The organism is Chryseobacterium sp. X308 (genome assembly GCF_020733145.1).
GTDB lineage: Bacteria > Bacteroidota > Bacteroidia > Flavobacteriales > Weeksellaceae > Chryseobacterium > Chryseobacterium cupriresistens.
This window is the reverse complement of sequence record NZ_JAJFZH010000005.1, coordinates 208,009-224,836: the sequence shown is the minus strand read 5'-3', so window position 1 is coordinate 224,836 and position 16,828 is coordinate 208,009. Positions and strand designations below refer to the sequence as shown.

The following is a 16,828-nucleotide window of genomic DNA, read 5'->3' as shown; positions in this document are numbered from 1 at the left end:
ATAACTCTTTCACTCTAATACTCTCAAACCCTCAAACTCAAAACAAACCTAATACCTGAAAAAATGAAATACTGTGCTTTTCTCCGTGGCGTCAACGTAAAAGGAACCAATATGAAAATGGCGGAAGTCTGCCAGGTTTTTAAAGATGCAGGAATGAAGGAGGTAAGTTCCATACTGGCTTCCGGAAATATTGTTTTTTCGTCAGATAAAAATACGACAGAATTAAAAACTATTCTGGAAAAAGCGATGTCGCAACATTTTTCTTATGAAGCTTTTTTGTTTGTGAAATCTCAGAAAGAAACTGAGGTTTTCTGGAACAGTATTCCTTTTGGAAAAAAAGACGAGCTTCATATTTATGGGTTTGTCGGAATTCCCGGAGTGGAAAAGGTTTTGATGGAGGAGTTTCAGAAAGCCACTCAGGTAGAAAATGAAAACGCTGCAATCGTTAATGATATGTTTTACTGGCAGGTTCCGAAAGGAAATACCTTAGATTCTACCTTCGGGAAAGTATTAGGTAAAAAGAGCCTTAAAGATCAGTTTACCAGCAGAAATGTGAATACTTTTGAAAAGATTTTGAAAAAGATGAATTAAAATACACGAATTACCCTTCGGATATAGCTTATCCAGTTATATTATAACATTTATTGGAAATTCAATAGGAACGGGCTTCAGCCAAAACCTGTCTTATAAGTTATAGTAGAGTTTCCCACAGATTTTGCTGATCTACATAGATTCTACCTTTGGAAAGTATTGGGCAAAAAAGCCTTAAAGATCAGTTTACCAGCAGGAAGGTGAACGGGCATGAGAAAATTTAAAAAAATTTTAAATAATTATCGCAATGCTTCGACAGGCTCAGCATGACACCGGTAAAAAATAACGTTAATATAATGTGGCTTCGACGTAGGTGTTTATACATGGATGGTTTATACTTTGTATTATAATTTTCAAATAAATAAAACAGCTAGTATGAGAGCTGTCATGCTGAGCTTGTGGAAGCATCTATCAATAAATAATAAGAAATCCAAAAGCCAAAAACTATTGCAGCCATAGCCTGTTAAAGCAATCAAATAATTTCCATTTGTGAAACTTTCTCAGTATTTTTACTGAACTTTTTAATTACAACAAAATGATTCAGTATTTAGATAATATTTCGCACAAAGATTCAAAAAACTTTTTCCTTATTGCCGGACCTTGTATTATTGAAGGGGAAGATATGGCATTAAGAATTGCTGAAAAAGTAATCAGTATTACAGACAAATACAATATTCCCTATATTTTCAAAGGAAGCTTCAAAAAGGCTAACAGAAGCCGTGTAGATTCTTTCACAACCATTGGTGAAGAGAAATCTCTGGAAATTCTTAAAAAAGTGGGAGAGACATTCAATATTCCTACCACAACAGATATTCATGAGAATGAACATGCAGCATTAGCAGCACAGTATGTGGATGTTTTACAGATTCCTGCATTCCTGGTGCGCCAGACTGATTTATTGGTGGCTGCAGCTAAAACAGGAAAATGTGTTACCCTTAAGAAAGGTCAGTTCCTTTCTCCGGAGGCGATGAAGTTTGCCGTTCAGAAAATTACAGATTCCGATAACCAGAAAGTAGCGATTATTGAAAGAGGAAATTCTTTCGGATATACGGATCTTATCGTAGATTACAGAGGAATTCCTACCATGAGAGAATACGCTCCTGTGATTCTGGACGTTACACACTCTCTGCAACAGCCTAACCAAAGTTCAGGCGTTACAGGCGGAAGACCGGATCTTATTGAAACGGTTGCCAAAGCAGGAATTGCAGTGGGAGCAGACGGAATTTTCATCGAAACACATCCTACACCGGAAACCGCATTATCTGACGGTGCCAACATGTTAAGATTAGATTTATTAGAAGATTTGTTACAAAAATTGACAAGAATTAGAGAATCGATTTTGTAATTGTTAAAAAAACATTAATTTTAGAAATTCTAAAACATTTCTTTTGAAAAAACTAGTTTTACCGCTAAGCCTTATGGTCCCTGTATTGTTTTTCTCCCAGCAAAGGAAAAAAGATACAGCGACCACTAAAGTAACCGATATAGAGGAAGTTGTCTTCCAGAAAAAAGCAACAGGAAAAACAAACGACCTTACCAACGTAAGAATTTCAGCAAAAGAAGCGAAATCAGTAGCTTCTATTAATGGTGGAATTGAAGGATTGCTTAAAACACTTCCTTCCGTAAACTCCAACACCGAGCTGTCTTCACAATATATGGTTCGTGGTGGAAACTATGATGAAAACCTGATCTACATTAATGATATTGAGATCTACAGACCTTTCCTGATCAGAAACTCTCAACAGGAGGGGATGAGTATTATCAACCCGGATATGGTTTCCGCAGTGAATTTTTCTGCGGGAGGATTTGAAGCTAAGTATGGCGATAAAATGTCTTCTGCCTTAAATATCTATTACCGTGAGCCTGAAAAATTTGAAGTTTCAGGAGAGGCAAGCTTAATTGGAGGAAGGCTTACAACAGGTCTGGCTTCAAAAAATAAAAAATTTACTGCTTTATTTTCCGGCAGATACAGAAATACCAACCTTGTCCTTAATACCTTAAAAGAAGATACAGACTTTAATCCAACCTATTGGGATTTCCAGTCTTATCTGAACTATCATGTCAATGATAAATTCTCCATGTCATTCATAGGATATTATTCCAAGAATGATTATGAGATGATCCCAAGGGCAAAAAGTGTTACTTTCGGAAGTCTTCAGCAGCCTATTACCGTAAATATTGGCTATGGAGGTCAGGAAAATGACCAATATAAAAATATGATGGGAACATTCTCTATGAACTATAAGCCGGCAGACAAGTGGAAGCTTACCCTGGATGCCTTTGCTTATCAGAACAGAGAAAGAGAATATTACACGATACAGTCAGCATACGAGCTTCAGACTTTTGATCCGGTGACACAGCAGCCTGTAACGTCTTTTGATGTGGGAGGACAAATAGAACATGCAAGAAACGACTTGTTTGTAAGAACCTACGGAACACAATTCAGAGCTAAATTTTCACCTAATGTAAACACAGACTTTGAGGTAGGCTTTAAATATGAAAAAGAAAACCTGAAAGATCTTACCAATGAATGGAAGTTGGTAGACTCTGCAGGATACAGCCTTCCAAGGCCGGAAATTATTGATCCGAGAACAGGAACCACAGGAGATCTTAAGCTTGCTTATTATATTGCCGGGCAAAATAATATTGAGCCTACAAGACTTTCAGCATACGCACAATATTCACAGAAGTTCTACTGGGGAGCCAGTAAAGTGTTTGTGAATGCCGGAGTACGTGTTGCCAACTGGAGTTTCAATAAAGAAACCATCTTCTCACCAAGGGCCCAATTTGCGATCAAACCGGATTGGGACAGCGATATGTTGTTCAAAATTTCAGGGGGAATCTACTATCAGGCTCCTTTCTATAAAGAAATTAAAGATTTGGATGGTAATTTTAACTCTAATATAAAATCGCAGCGTTCTATCCAGGTCATTCTTGCCAATGATTATGAGTTCCAGATGTATGACAGACCATTCAAACTGACAACGGAACTTTATTACAAGAAAATGGATAACCTGATCCCTTATTATATGGATAATGTAAGGATTCGTTATTCCGGGCAGAATAATTCAAAAGGATATGCGTATGGTATCGATACCAGGTTATTCGGAGAATTTGTTCCTGGTGTAGATTCATGGTTATCTGCAAGTTATGCCAGAGTGTATGAAAATATTGATGGAAGAGGAGATATTCCAAGACCTACAGATCAAAGGTTGAGGTTTGCGATGTTCTATCAGGATTATATGCCAAGTTTTCCGTCTATGCGTGTGAACCTTACCCTCGTGTACGCTATGGGATTACCTACAGGAGCTCCCGTAATGTTTAACAGTAACGGACAGCCGGATTTTGGTTCAGCTTATAATTATCAGCAGACTCTGCCTTCCTACAAAAGGGTAGACTTAGGATTGACAAAGGTATTTATTGATCCAAAAGAAAAAAATAAGAGATCCGGTTTCTGGGGTAATTTTGAGGAGCTGACATTAGGCGTTCAGGTTTTCAACGCATTTAACATTAACAATACGGTTGCGAACCAATGGATCACAGATTATAACAGCAATTATATGTATCCTGTTCCGGTACGTCTTACAGGACGTTTCTTTAATGTAAAACTGGAATTCAAACTGTAAAAAATAAAGGTTGAGGTTGATTTTATCTTAATCTGTCAGAAAATATGTAAAATAAAAGCTTTCAAATTTTTTGGAAGCTTTTTATTTACCCGAATTTTATAACAACATTACCAAATTTTATAACAACGGTATCACAGATATTTTTAACTTTGTCTTACCAATGAAAAAGATTCTTGCCATATTGTTTTCTATTTTCTACTTCGGATTCTCTTCCGGAGCAGCATTTAGCATTCACTATTGCATGAAAGAATTTGTTTCCGTAAGCCAGAAAGTAGATGACATCTGTGGAAAATGCGGAGTTAAAGATAAAAAGGGATGCTGCAAAACAGAGATCAAAATCGTAAAAGTAGACGATTCACAGAAATCAGATTATCTGAATGTGGATTTCTTAAGTGCAGTTTCAGAAATTCCGGTGAAACAGCAGTTTCCAGTTGTTGACAAGTCTTTTTCAGCTACAAAATTTACTCAGATCCAGATTAATGCGCCGCCTGAATACCGGCCGGTCCCTATTTATATCAATCATTGTAATTTTAGAATTTAGAATCCGTCAGTCGTTTCCGGTATAATGAATCATATACCGTTACAGACGACATGTTCTGACGCACTTACCGATGCGTTACCCTTTATTCTTTATTAAAAAATTAATTCTAAAATTTAAAACAATGAAAAAATATATCATCACAGCAGCCTTATCTTTATTTTCAATCATTTCATTATCAGCACAATCTAAAAAGGATGCTCAGGTTATTAAGCTGTATCAGAACTATATCGCTATTAAATCAGCTTTAGCTTCAGATGATGCTGACACAACTTCAAAAGCAGCAACAGAATTCATTAAAACAGCTTCAGCCATCGACTATAAAGTTGTTTCTGAAGGAAATCTTAATATTCTCAGAAAAGATGCTTCTGCCATTTCTGAAGCAAGAACCGTAGCCGCACAAAGAGAAACTTTTTTCAATCTTTCCGACAATATGATTGCTTTGACCAAAGAGTTCAAACTTTCTGAAAAACCAGTGTATGTACAATATTGCCCAATGGCAGAGGGAAGCTGGCTAAGCGATGAAAAACAGATCGCTAACCCATACTATGGGAAGTCTATGCTTTCTTGCGGAAGTGTAAAGTCAGAAATTAATTAATTGCTGTATTATTATTAAAAGCAATGAGTTGTATGGTTTAAGTTAGAATTAACTTTAATCCATACAGCTTCTAAAAAGTTCGAAATATTATGAAAAAACTGATAATGTTTCTGATGCTTTTATTCTCTGTTTTTACTTTCGCACAAACTACAAAAACGTATTATACCTGTCCGATGCACCCGGAAGTGGTGTCATCAAAACCCGGAGACTGCCCGAAATGCGGAATGACTCTCGTGAAAAAAACAGTGGTTATAAAACCCAAAGTAGCAAAACCGGAAGTAAAACCTACCCCTAAAACAGAGACTAAAGCAAAACCTGCAGAAACAAAAATAAATAAGAGAAAGGTTGAGAAAAAAGCAGAAGCTAAAAAGGTTAATGATGCTAAATCTGAAACAAAGACTGTATTGCCGGCTAAAACTCAGGATTTAAATCAATCGGAATCTAAAGCTCAGAAACAGGCTCAAACTACGTATACCTGCCCGATGCATCCTGAAATAGTTTCGGACAAACCGGGAAAATGTCCGAAATGCGGGATGGAACTGGTAGAAAAAGAAGATCATTCCCATACACAGACTGAAAATCCTAAAGAAGAAAAATCTGTTTTAAAACGTAATTCAGAAAATGGAAAGATTACTTTCGGAGGAAAAACAGTTCGTTACGATCTCTATGTAAAAGATACGATTGTCAATTTTACAGAAAAAAACAGAAGAGCAATTGCAATCAACGGGAAGCTTCAGGCTCCGACCTTATATTTTACAGAAGGAGATACCGCTGAGATCTACCTGCACAATATGCTTAAAGAAAATACAGGGCTGCATTGGCACGGCGTGATTCTTCCCAATGAACATGACGGTGTTCCATACCTTACCACAAAACCTGTAAAACCCGGGGAAACTCATTTATACAAATTCAGAATTTCTCAGAACGGAACCTATTGGTATCATTCGCACGAAGCCCTTCAGGAACAGATTGGGATGAACGGTATTCTGGTTTTCAAAAAAAGAGAAGGTGAGCCGAAAACAACATACAATGCTGAAATTCCGGTATTACTCGGAGATTGGAGTGATGATGATCCGATGCAGATTGCAAGAAGGCTTCATATGGCGAATACAGACTGGTATGCGGTAAAGAAAAATGCCGTACAGAGTTACTGGGAAGCCATCAAATCCGGAAATTTTGGAACAAAAGTACTGAATGAATGGAAAAGAATGGAAGCCATGGATGTAAGTGATGTCTATTACGATAAATTCTTAATTAATGGTGTTCCCAGCTCAGATTATTCTAATGTAAAAGCTGGTGATAAAGTAAGACTGAGAGTTGCCAATGGAGGTTCCTCTACCTATTTCTGGCTGAACTATGGTGGAGGAAAGATAAAAGTAGTGGGAAATGACGGAAATGATGTGGTTCCTATAGAAGTTGACCGCCTGATTGTCGGAGTTTCCGAAACCTATGATATTGAAGTGACCATTCCTGAAAACAAAAGCTTTGAATTCAGAGCGACTTCTGAAGACAGAATAGGACACGCTTCTCTTTGGCTGGGTTCAGGAGAAAAAGTTGAAGCTCCCAATCTTCCAAGGCTGATGCTTTTTGAAGGCATGAAAATGATGAACGGTATGATGGAGATGAGCGGAAATATGAAACCGATGAATATGACGATGGGAAATCAGATGATGGATATGAACGAAGTGATGTACCCTGAATTATCCGAAAGCCAGAGAAAGACTACAGCGAAGCACATCAATGAAATGATGGGCGTGAAGACGAAGGAAGATCAGAAAGAGGATCATTCTCAACATGCCGGAATGGATATGAAGGAAGAGAAAACAATCAAAAGACTGTCTTACAATATTTTGAAATCTCCTGAGAAAACCATTCTTCCCACAGACAGTATTCGTGAAATGAAATTTACGCTGGAAGGGAATATGAATCATTATCTGTGGACACTGGATAACAAAACGGTTACAGAGACAGATAAAATTCTGATCAAAAAAGGAGAGGTTCTTAGAATCAAGATGTATAATAATTCTATGATGCGCCACCCGATGCACCTTCACGGTCATGATTTCAGATTGATCAATTCAAAGGGAGAATATTCTCCACTGAAAAATGTTGTGGATATCATGCCGATGGAAACCGTAACGATAGAATTTGCTGCGAATCAGGATGGAGACTGGTTTTTCCACTGTCACATTTTATACCATATGATGGCAGGTATGGGAAGAATCTTCAGTTATGAAAACTCAAAGCCCAATCCGCAGCTTCCCAACAGGAAATTAGCCTGGAAAAATTTTATACAGGATAATAAAATGACCAGTTCTATGGCGATGCTGGATGTAGCAAGCAATAGAATCCATGCAGAAACGATGACGATGTTCGGGCCTAGATGGGCTAACCTTAATGAGTTTCATTCCAACTGGAACTTTGATCATTTCGAAGGAAGTGCGAAAGTGGGACGTTTTTTAGGTAAATTCCAGTGGGCGCTTCCTTATGCCGGAATCAGAGTTCAAAAGAATCATGAGATCATGGAAAGACAGATGGCAGAAGATATGGGAACGGATTTTCATGGTAAAAAGACCTGGTTCGGACAGCAGAAAGCCTCCAAAAATAAGTTTACATTCATGGTGGGTATGCAGTATGTGCTGCCAATGCTGATTACTGCTGATGCAAGTGTAGATCAGAACGGAAAAGTACTACTGGAGCTTAGCCGCGAAGATATCCCGCTTTCCAGAAGGCTGAGAGGAAATTTCTCTGTCAATTCAGACGGTGAGTTTTCAACCGGATTGCGATATATCGTTCAAAAATGGCTGTCTCTTTCAGGAAATTATGATAACGAACTGGGCTGGGGCGCAGGTGTCACTTTAACGTATTAATTTTTTAACCCTATTATTTAAGAAACAATGAAAAATATAATAACCGTATTGTTTGTGGGAGCTACATTATATTCTTGTAATAAACCCGATCATAAAATAGCCGAAAACAAGGCCGCTGAACCGGAAATTAAAACAATAGAAACAACTGAGGCTGGTGCAACTTCAAATCAGGTGGTAAAAGAAAACCCGGAAAATAAAAAAGAAGCAGATGAGCTTTCAGCTTTTCCGATTCAGCAAGTTATCAAAGGTTACCTTCCTCTAAAAAATGCCCTTGCTCAGGATGATTCTAAAAAAGCTTCCGATGCGGCTAAAAGCCTGTTTTCCATCTTAAAGAAAATAGACATCAGTACAACCGATGCAAAAAACAATTCTGAGTTGCGTGATATTATAGAAAGTGCAGCAGACAACGCAGAACATATAGGTAAAAAATCTGAAGATATAGCTCATCAGAGAGAACATCTGCTTTCCCTGAGTAATGATATCACCGATTTAATAAAAGAACAGGGAACAGGCGGTTTAAAATTATACCAGGATTTCTGTCCAATGTACAATAACGGAAAAGGTGGAACCTGGATCAGCGAGTCGGAGGAGATTGTCAATCCATATGAGGGACAGAAAATGATTAACTGTGGCTCTGTAAAAAAAGTATTTTAAAATGTAAAAAGAAATGAACCGGCACATTAAAAGCATATTTTTAGGGTTTGTTCTCATTTTTTTACTTATTCAGATCATTCAGCCTGCCCGTAATATTGATTACGGGCAGGTTCCTTCAACAGATATTTCAAAGGTTTATAAAGTTCCTGATAATGTACAGTCTGTTTTGAGGCAATCTTGTTATGACTGTCACAGCAATTCTACGCATTATCCGTTCTATTCCTATATACAGCCTTTACGGTATTATATTGAAAAACATATAAAAAAAGGAAAAGAAGAATTGAATTTTAATGAATGGGGTAGCTACAGTCAACGTAAGCAGGCCAATAAATTAGAATCTGTTGCTAATCAGATCCAGCAGAAAAAAATGCCGCTTACGTCTTATACTTATCTACATCCTAAAGCAGTGCTTTCTGAAAGTCAGATAAAAGAAATGGTCCGCTGGATCGAGTTGGTGCAGACTGAAAATAATAAAACCAATAAGAATTAAAAAAAATAAAAGCCATTCTGAAACGAATGGCTTTGTTTATGGATACAGAAACTTTATTCAGAAGCTCCTGCAGTTCAAATAGATGTTAGTTGTTGGCAAACTGTATGTAAACGCAAAGAATAGATCATTGCAATGCTTAATTTTAGAGGGCAAAGAGTTGCGACTTTGTCGCTGATGAAGCTTTAAATAATACATTCGCTTAAAAAGAATCAATGAAATTGATTCCGGCTTTGCTCCCTTAAAATTTTACTATTCAAAAAGTGAAGCCTTTGCGTTTTAAATCTATTATAATAGTAATTTTCATTATTAATTATCCAAATGTAGTGTGTCACTATTGTGGTATTTATGAGGATAGTAAATTTTATTATAATTTAAATGCTTGCTTGTACGACTTGATGGGTGATTACAAACGTTATGAGTTTATGTAAAAAACAAAAGCCACCTCAGTTTCACGAGATGGCTTTATGTAATATATAGGATGCTTTTATTTAGAAGCTCCCACGGCTTTTTCAGTCTTTGCTGGTGTATAAGTAACTTTTGAAATATCAACCGTCATTTCCTTCAGACGTTTTGCCACATTTTCAGGCATTTCTTTCTGATATCTTCCTCCGATTACTTCAGCAAGGAATTTTTCGGTTTCAGCATACATCGCCATACTGTTCACTGGTTTACGGAATCCGTGCCCTTCATCATCGGCTAAGATATAATTTACTTTTTTCCCTTTATCACGAAGAGCAATAACAATCTGATCTGCTTCAGCCTGCTTTACTCTAGGATCATTAGCTCCCTGAACAATCAGTAATGGTTTATTGATTTTATCTACACTGAATAGTGGGCTTGCATCATGCATCCGCTTTTTTCCTTCCTCTGTTTTTGGATCACCTACCATCCCATAAAGGAATGCACGGGCAGATTCCCAGTAAGCAGGAACAGAATCCAGCAACGTAAATAAATTGCTAGGTCCTACGATATCTACTCCGGCAGCATATACATCAGGAGTGAAAGCTAAACCTGCGAGCGTTGCATAGCCACCGTAGCTTCCTCCCATGATGACCACTTTGTTTTTATCTGCAATTCCTTGATCGATCAGATATTTTACACCCCAGGTAATGTCATCCTGCATCAGTTTTCCCCACTGAAGATCTCCGCCATTCTGGAACTTTTTACCATATCCGCCACTTGCTCTGAAGTTAGGCTGAAGCACGGCATATCCTCTGTTAGCTAAAAATTGTACGGTTGAGTTATATCCCCAATAATCTCTTGGACCTTTCGGGCCTCCGTGTACTAAAACCACAACAGGAACATTCTTTCCAGAAGAACCTACAGGTAAAGTCAGGTAAGCCGGAATTTCAAGTCCGTCACTGCTTTTATAGCTGATAGGAGTCATGGCAGCCAGGTATTTTTCAACTTTTTTCAGTTCTGTTCTTGGCGTATACTGGAATATCAGCTGTTTTGTCTTGGCATCAAAGAAATAGGCTTCTGAAGCATATTTATCTCCTCCTACAGAAACCAGAAACTTAGAATAGTCATTGGTTGAGCTTGAAAAAGCCACCTCTCTTCCGGGAAATTTGCTTTGCAGAAATTTGTAGTTAGCTTCCCATGCTTTATCTTTCCAGTAATACTCCGTTTTATCTCCGGTGTACGAGGTGTTAATCATCTTTCTTGTATTTCTGTCCAGAAACAGCCCTCCAAAGTCTACTTTATCTTTAGGATCACTTTCCACTTTTGTGATCTGTTTTGTCTTAGGATCCATCAGGAATAGAGCAGATTTATCAAGATCTCCTTTATTGGTTACCAGATAAAACTTAGAATTGTCTTCGTTCCAGTTGGAGATATAAGCACTTTCCGTTACCAGTGTTTCGTAAATAGGAGTCAGTTTATCACCTTCTTTATAAAAAAACTGTGTCGTTCCTTTATCATCCGTTTTGGAAAGAACCCTTAATTTTTCATCCCAGTCAAATTCATAGCTGGTGATGCGGTCTTTATTTTCATAAATCTTTTTCAGTTCTCCTGTAGAAATTTTCACCGAATACAGATCATGCCATGCTTTATCGCGGTTATTCAATCCAATCATCAGCAAATCGGGATCTTTTCTGCTTGCCATGTAGATACTTGCAGTAACGTCTTTAAGCGGTGTAATATTCCTTGATTCCGGAACTCCTTTTGTTACTTTTGCCATAGGATCTACTGCAAAAATATTCATATTTTCATCCCCATTATTATCTTTTACATACAGAATATATTTTCCGTCTTCTGTCCAGAAATATCCATTCAACGGGCGTTTGCTGTTTGTTAAAGGACGTGCTTTTTCAAAAGGTTCATCAATTTTTTTTACCCAGATATTCATAATCCCTTCATATTCTTTTGTAAAGGAAATCCATTTCCCATCGGGGCTCAGTTGTCCTCCGGCAATCTCCGGGTTACCAAAGAATAAAGCTCTGTCCAGTACAGGGACTTCCTGAGCTTGTGCCGTATGAACTCCTATGAGCAGGAGCAATACATAAAAGATTTTTTTCATGTTTTTAAGTTTTAGTTGTTATTAATAAATTGTTTATGATTTAATTTGTATCTTTTCTTATCATAATAATCTACATTTCCAGTTCTATAATTCTTTTTGCCATTTTCTGATTGATGCTTTCCGGAATTAAACCCATCAGAAAATTCCGGAGTGAATTTCCTTTTTCCCATTGAGAAACCTTTCCGATGGTACGGCTTGTATTGACAATATAATCTACTTTTTTTCTTCTGATACTTTGAAACGCTTCAAAAACTGCATTGAAATTCTGATTTTTCTCCAGCAATTTTCCGATGATATAAGCATCTTCAATGGCCTGGCAGGCACCTTGTCCCATATTGGGAGTGGTAGCATGAGCCGCATCACCAACCAGACAGAGATTTTCAGAATACCACTGAGGAATAGGAGCGAGGTCAGAAATAATGTTGCAGATAATATTTTCATCGGCTGTAGCCTCAATAATTTTTAAAACCAAAGCATCAAAATCCTTAAAGATCTCTGCAATTTTCAAATCCTTTCCGAAGCTTTTCTCATTGATACAGGCATACCAGTAGACCTTTTTATCAGAAATTTTTACAAAACCGAAACGTTTTCCTTTGCCCCATATTTCAAAAGCTTCCTGATGATGTTTTTCAGGAAGATCAAAATCTACCAGGCCACGCCAGCATTTCTGCCCGGAATCCCTTATTATGCCGGTTTTCATGATCTGATTTCTGACAGACGACTTTATGCCATCAGCACCGAAAACAATCTGACTTTCAATCTCGGTTCCATTTTCAAAATCCAAAATATAGTTTTCTTCTTTCTTTATTTTTTGCAATGAATGATTAAGCTGTATAGAATCAGGGCTTAAATTTTCAGCAAGTATTTTCTGAAGCTCAGCCCGGTGAATCGCAACATTACAGGAATTGTACAGGGCTTCCAGTTTGTTAATCTCCGTTTTGGAAATAGTTTTTAAAGATTCATCAGTAATAATAATCCTGTGAATTTTATTACCTGCTTTTTCAATTTTTTCCTTTAAACCTAATTTATCGAATATCTGCATTGCATTGACGGCCATCATAATTCCTGCTCCTACAGGTTTTATTTCAGGCGCAGATTCATAGATCGCGAAATCATACTGATGTTGTTTCAGTACATTTCCGAGGGTAAGTCCTCCGATTCCGGCTCCGATAATTGAAATGATGTTCATAAGTTAGGACCTGGATTTTAATTTATAAACTTAAAATATAACTCTCCGACACTTTTTTGAAACCGTACTTACTGAAAAAGTTGTGAGCGCCATGGTTGTTGACTCCACTTTCTAATAAGATAAAACTGATATTCCAGCTTTTAGATTCTTGAATAGCTTTCTCCAGCAGTTTGCTTCCAAGGGATTGCCCTCTCACAGACTGATCCAGGAGCATATCCTCCAGAATGGCATATTTTTTAAAAGGACTGTTAATCACGTTAAAAACCATCATACCGACAATTTCTCCATTTTCATTTTCTGCAATCAGGATATTCAGTTTGGAACTGCCATCGGAATTAAAATCGGTGATCAGCTGTTCTGTCAGGATCAGTTCAAGATCAGGATTCCAGTGGTGAGAGTCTATGGCTCTGCCGGACATCATTTCGCCATGAGAAATATAAGCATCTGTTTTATGGGTAATAAAAAAGTCTACAAGTTCTTTCACGCGGCTTTTATCGGTAAGCCATTGGGTCGTATATTTCATGAGGTGTAATGGTTTTTATTTTAGATTTTTCAGTTCCTGCAGCAGTTTATTCTGCTTGTTGATAAATTGATTGAGACTATCTGTTTTCAGAGGATGAGCTTTTTGATATTTTTCAATTTCAGGAAGTGTTTTTCTGATTTTGAATACAAGGTATTGATCATGAAGTGTGGTCCTGTTTGCTTTTATTTTAGCGGTGAGGTCTCTGATCGTCTGTGTTTTTACATTATATTTTTCAGCGCTTGCTTTTATCTCTTTTTCAATTTGCTTCTTTGTAACAGAATCGGTTACCGAATTTGATAGTGCCGTTGCATCATTATAATATGTTTCCGATTTACCGATAATATCATCATATTCCGAAATGGAGGTTTCAGCTTCCTTTTGAATATTTTCTATTCTTAAGTCAAGATCCTGTAAAGTTTTATCATTTTTTATAAGCTCCTGATAGATTTCATGAACAAGATTTCCTTCACGTGAGGAGTACCTGGTATTTTTTTTAATAGCGCCTGAAACTGAAGATTCGGCATTGTCAACTGCGTTTTCTACCACAGGAGCCTGATGCGATTTGTTTTCACTGCAGGAAAGTAAAGAAAGAACCACAGCAGAAGCGAAAAGTATTTTTTTCATAGTATGTTTTGTTTTGGTTGAAAATCAGCATCATATCCAAAGCAATTAAAATTAATCATTTCAATGCTACCACAAGGGATTAAAGGATATGATTTTAATTAGTTGAGCAAACTTTGAAAAATGTTACATCCATAAAAAAACGGAGCCTGAAAACAGACTCCGCCTATAAAATTTTTACGCTAAAATTATTTACCCAGGTAAGATTTAAGGATCTTGCTTCTGGTATTGTGTTTTAGTCTCTTAATTGCTTTTTCTTTGATCTGACGAACTCTCTCTCTTGTAAGATCGAAAGTTTCACCAATTTCCTCTAAAGTCATTGGGTGTTTTCCGTTCAGTCCGAAGTACAATCTTACTAAATCAGCCTCTCTTGGCGTCAAAGTATTCAATGCTCTTTCAATCTCAATTTGCAGAGATTCCAGCATCAGATCTTTATCAGGACTTGGAGATTCTCCTGAACGTAATACATCATAAAGATTAGAATCTTCACCTTCTACCAAAGGCGCATCCATAGACAGGTGTCTTCCGGAGTTTTTCATAGATTCTTTGATATCTTCCTCGCTCATGTCAAGAACTTCAGCCAATTCTTCCGGAGAAGGTGGTCTTTCATTTTCCTGTTCAAGGTGAGCGTATGCTTTATTGATTTTGTTGATAGATCCAATCTTGTTCAATGGTAATCTTACAATTCTTGACTGCTCAGCCAATGCCTGTAAAATTGATTGACGGATCCACCATACTGCATAAGAGATAAATTTGAAACCTCTAGTTTCATCGTACCTTTTTGCCGCTTTCATTAATCCTAAGTTACCTTCATTGATCAAATCGGGTAAAGAAAGACCCTGATTTTGGTATTGCTTAGATACAGATACTACGAAACGAAGGTTGGCTTTGATTAATTTCTCAAGTGCGGCTCTGTCGCCTGCACGTATTCTTTGTGCCAATTCTACTTCCTCGTCCGCAGTGATCAGTTCCACTTTACCAATTTCCTGCAAATACTTGTCTAATGAAGCAGTTTCCCTGTTGGTAACCTGCTTAGTGATTTTTAATTGTCTCATTTATTTTTTCCTCAAAAAAGAGTTACTATAATATATACGTATGAAAAGGTAAAAAGGTTACACAGGATTCAATATTTTTTGCAAAGTATACTATAAAATGTATTAATGATTTTTTAATAATAGATTAAATAACTGATAACTAAATTGTTGTGTGTTTTGGTTTATCATTTAAAAAAATAAATATAAATTCTAAAAGAGGTAAGTTCATTTACAAACTCTATAATTTCCTTAAACCTTAAACCTTAAACAAAAAAAACGAAACCAAAGTCCCGTTTTATATCTAAGATTACTATTGCAGGCTATTATAGTTAATGAACCTGCAACTCGCAACTCGCAATCTACTTAGAAAAGCTCATTCAATACTTTTGCCAGTCTCAATCCACCGTATAGAAGCTGTCTTTCCATCGTTTCATTAAACTTGTACTGGTAATCGTAAGCTAATTTAGAATCATTTGGAGTCTGTGCATAGATCTTATTGGCGATTTTGTGAGAATCGTACAACCAGTCTTCCAGTGTTCCGGACTGAATCTGTGCTACTTCTTCTTTAGATTTGATATCTAAAAGCTTAGAATATTCGGTGTAGCTGTATTTTTGAGAATCTACCAATTTTCCATCCCAAACAGAGTGTAAATTTGTTTTTTCCCCGAAATAGGTAACATTGATTTTGTTTCCACCAAGGTCTTCAGCTCTTCCTACATGTAGTGGCTGTGCAAGGTCTCCCATAATGTGAATAAGGAAGATCAAAGCAATTTTTCTGTCTTTTTCAGAAGTGTTTTTATCTTTGATCTGGCTGGAAAGGGTATTTACCTGAGTATAAAGGCTTGGCCCTGCCTGTGCTTTTAAGTTTTGTTCAAAAGCTTTAAAATCAGTCATCGGATCAATGTTTACATAATGCCATGATGAAGCCTGCTTCCATGCGCCTGTTGTATCAGATTTGATAAAATCCGGCCAGTTTGCCCAATAAGCCAGACGCTCTTTCCCCATGATCTTTTTTATCTCTCTTCTTGCTTTGCGGGAAAGGTGGTTTTGTGCAATGTCTGCAATCACTCTGTGTCCCGTTAATCCCCACGCATAAGAATAAAGTGAAGAGGCCATGAATGCTAAAATCAGAATTTTAGAATAAATACTTTTCATTTTAAATAACAATTTTCAGTCTGCAAAGATACGGCCCGCTTTCGGAATGAGCATGCTTTATCCTGAATTTATTCCATATGATGATGTTAATAAAATTTAATTTAAATAAAAGAAGCAATTAAAGTAGGTTTGACGGCTTGAATTTTTCCGGTAATAAAGGTAACAGGAGAGAACAATACGGATTATAATGTAAAATCTGAATCACAACTTACACTTTAAATTTTAAACCTTGAACCTTGAACCTTGAACTATAAATGAAAACCCTTTAATCGATTGATTATGAACAGTTAATTTTAAATTTTAAAAAGCAAATAAATAGGTTGTTTACCGTATTTTCACGGAATTTGTAGAAAATTATTCCTATTAATGTCAATAAATTATTATTTTTAGGATAAAATTGTTGTAAAAATATTTTTTCAAA

14 protein-coding genes are annotated in these 16,828 nt (G+C 36.8%); 8 read left to right on the top strand and 6 right to left on the bottom strand.

Features of this window, described 5'->3' with window-relative positions; translation table 11 throughout:
• Window positions 1-63 precede the first annotated feature (63 nt).
• The 8 genes from LIV57_RS08060 to LIV57_RS08025 all read left to right on the top strand — a co-directional run bounded on the left by LIV57_RS08060 (window position 64) and on the right by LIV57_RS08025 (window position 9,367).
• Window positions 64-591, top strand: a complete 528-nt coding sequence (locus LIV57_RS08060; RefSeq protein ID WP_227942213.1) for a DUF1697 domain-containing protein — start codon at window positions 64-66, stop codon at window positions 589-591.
• Between the two features lie 535 nt (window positions 592-1,126).
• Window positions 1,127-1,936 (top strand): 3-deoxy-8-phosphooctulonate synthase, encoded by an 810-nt coding sequence (gene kdsA / locus LIV57_RS08055; protein ID WP_110010208.1) that lies wholly within the window; start codon window positions 1,127-1,129, stop codon window positions 1,934-1,936.
• Window positions 1,937-1,979: 43 nt separating this feature from the next.
• On the top strand, window positions 1,980-4,217 hold the full coding sequence (locus LIV57_RS08050; RefSeq protein ID WP_227942212.1) for a TonB-dependent receptor plug domain-containing protein: 2,238 nt from the start codon (window positions 1,980-1,982) through the stop codon (window positions 4,215-4,217).
• A 160-nt stretch (window positions 4,218-4,377) separates the two neighbouring features.
• Entirely contained in the window at window positions 4,378-4,758 is a 381-nt protein-coding gene (locus LIV57_RS08045; protein ID WP_227942211.1) for an HYC_CC_PP family protein, read from the top strand.
• 121 nt (window positions 4,759-4,879) lie between these two features.
• Entirely contained in the window at window positions 4,880-5,353 is a 474-nt protein-coding gene (locus LIV57_RS08040; RefSeq protein WP_227942210.1) for a DUF3347 domain-containing protein, read from the top strand.
• Between the two features lie 104 nt (window positions 5,354-5,457).
• Window positions 5,458-8,223 (top strand): multicopper oxidase domain-containing protein, encoded by a 2,766-nt coding sequence (locus LIV57_RS08035; RefSeq protein ID WP_410673494.1) that lies wholly within the window; start codon window positions 5,458-5,460, stop codon window positions 8,221-8,223.
• 27 nt (window positions 8,224-8,250) lie between these two features.
• On the top strand, window positions 8,251-8,877 hold the full coding sequence (locus LIV57_RS08030; protein WP_227942208.1) for a DUF3347 domain-containing protein: 627 nt from the start codon (window positions 8,251-8,253) through the stop codon (window positions 8,875-8,877).
• 13 nt (window positions 8,878-8,890) lie between these two features.
• On the top strand, window positions 8,891-9,367 hold the full coding sequence (locus tag LIV57_RS08025) for a heme-binding domain-containing protein (RefSeq protein ID WP_227942207.1): 477 nt from the start codon (window positions 8,891-8,893) through the stop codon (window positions 9,365-9,367).
• 484 nt (window positions 9,368-9,851) lie between these two features.
• Here the strand turns inward: LIV57_RS08025 and LIV57_RS08020 are convergent, their stop codons facing one another.
• From LIV57_RS08020 to LIV57_RS07995, 6 genes are all read right to left on the bottom strand, one after another.
• The gene (locus LIV57_RS08020; protein WP_227942206.1) at window positions 9,852-11,885 is read right to left on the bottom strand and encodes a S9 family peptidase; all 2,034 of its coding nucleotides are present in this window, start codon (window positions 11,883-11,885) and stop codon (window positions 9,852-9,854) included.
• Between the two features lie 70 nt (window positions 11,886-11,955).
• The gene (locus LIV57_RS08015) at window positions 11,956-13,074 is read right to left on the bottom strand and encodes an FAD-dependent monooxygenase (protein WP_227942205.1); all 1,119 of its coding nucleotides are present in this window, start codon (window positions 13,072-13,074) and stop codon (window positions 11,956-11,958) included.
• Between the two features lie 22 nt (window positions 13,075-13,096).
• Window positions 13,097-13,597 carry a GNAT family N-acetyltransferase gene (locus LIV57_RS08010; RefSeq protein ID WP_227942204.1) on the bottom strand — a complete coding sequence of 167 codons (501 nt, stop codon included), beginning with the start codon at window positions 13,595-13,597 and terminating at the stop codon, window positions 13,097-13,099.
• A gap of 15 nt (window positions 13,598-13,612) precedes the next feature.
• Window positions 13,613-14,221 carry a hypothetical protein gene (locus LIV57_RS08005; RefSeq protein WP_227942203.1) on the bottom strand — a complete coding sequence of 203 codons (609 nt, stop codon included), beginning with the start codon at window positions 14,219-14,221 and terminating at the stop codon, window positions 13,613-13,615.
• A 185-nt stretch (window positions 14,222-14,406) separates the two neighbouring features.
• A complete protein-coding gene (locus tag LIV57_RS08000; protein ID WP_002979276.1) occupies window positions 14,407-15,273 on the bottom strand; it encodes an RNA polymerase sigma factor RpoD/SigA in 867 nt (288 codons plus the stop codon).
• 342 nt (window positions 15,274-15,615) lie between these two features.
• Window positions 15,616-16,407, bottom strand: coding sequence for a S1/P1 nuclease (locus LIV57_RS07995; RefSeq protein WP_110011560.1), 792 nt, complete (start codon window positions 16,405-16,407; stop codon window positions 15,616-15,618).
• Window positions 16,408-16,828 lie beyond the last annotated feature (421 nt).

Excerpts from the sequence above, each read along its gene's own strand:
- LIV57_RS08045 (WP_227942211.1), top strand. The coding sequence starts at position 4,378 with ATGAAAAAGATTCTTGCCATATTGTTTTCTATTTTCTACTTCGGATTC.
- LIV57_RS08005 (WP_227942203.1), bottom strand. The coding sequence starts at position 14,221 with ATGAAAAAAATACTTTTCGCTTCTGCTGTGGTTCTTTCTTTACTTTCC.
- kdsA (WP_110010208.1), top strand. The coding sequence starts at position 1,127 with ATGATTCAGTATTTAGATAATATTTCGCACAAAGATTCAAAAAACTTT.
- LIV57_RS08040 (WP_227942210.1), top strand. The coding sequence starts at position 4,880 with ATGAAAAAATATATCATCACAGCAGCCTTATCTTTATTTTCAATCATT.
- LIV57_RS08010 (WP_227942204.1), bottom strand. The coding sequence starts at position 13,597 with ATGAAATATACGACCCAATGGCTTACCGATAAAAGCCGCGTGAAAGAA.
- LIV57_RS08035 (WP_410673494.1), top strand. The coding sequence starts at position 5,458 with ATGTTTCTGATGCTTTTATTCTCTGTTTTTACTTTCGCACAAACTACA.
- LIV57_RS08015 (WP_227942205.1), bottom strand. The coding sequence starts at position 13,074 with ATGAACATCATTTCAATTATCGGAGCCGGAATCGGAGGACTTACCCTC.
- LIV57_RS08025 (WP_227942207.1), top strand. The coding sequence starts at position 8,891 with ATGAACCGGCACATTAAAAGCATATTTTTAGGGTTTGTTCTCATTTTT.
- LIV57_RS08030 (WP_227942208.1), top strand. The coding sequence starts at position 8,251 with ATGAAAAATATAATAACCGTATTGTTTGTGGGAGCTACATTATATTCT.
- LIV57_RS08000 (WP_002979276.1), bottom strand. The coding sequence starts at position 15,273 with ATGAGACAATTAAAAATCACTAAGCAGGTTACCAACAGGGAAACTGCT.
- LIV57_RS08060 (WP_227942213.1), top strand. The coding sequence starts at position 64 with ATGAAATACTGTGCTTTTCTCCGTGGCGTCAACGTAAAAGGAACCAAT.
- LIV57_RS07995 (WP_110011560.1), bottom strand. The coding sequence starts at position 16,407 with ATGAAAAGTATTTATTCTAAAATTCTGATTTTAGCATTCATGGCCTCT.
- LIV57_RS08020 (WP_227942206.1), bottom strand. The coding sequence starts at position 11,885 with ATGAAAAAAATCTTTTATGTATTGCTCCTGCTCATAGGAGTTCATACG.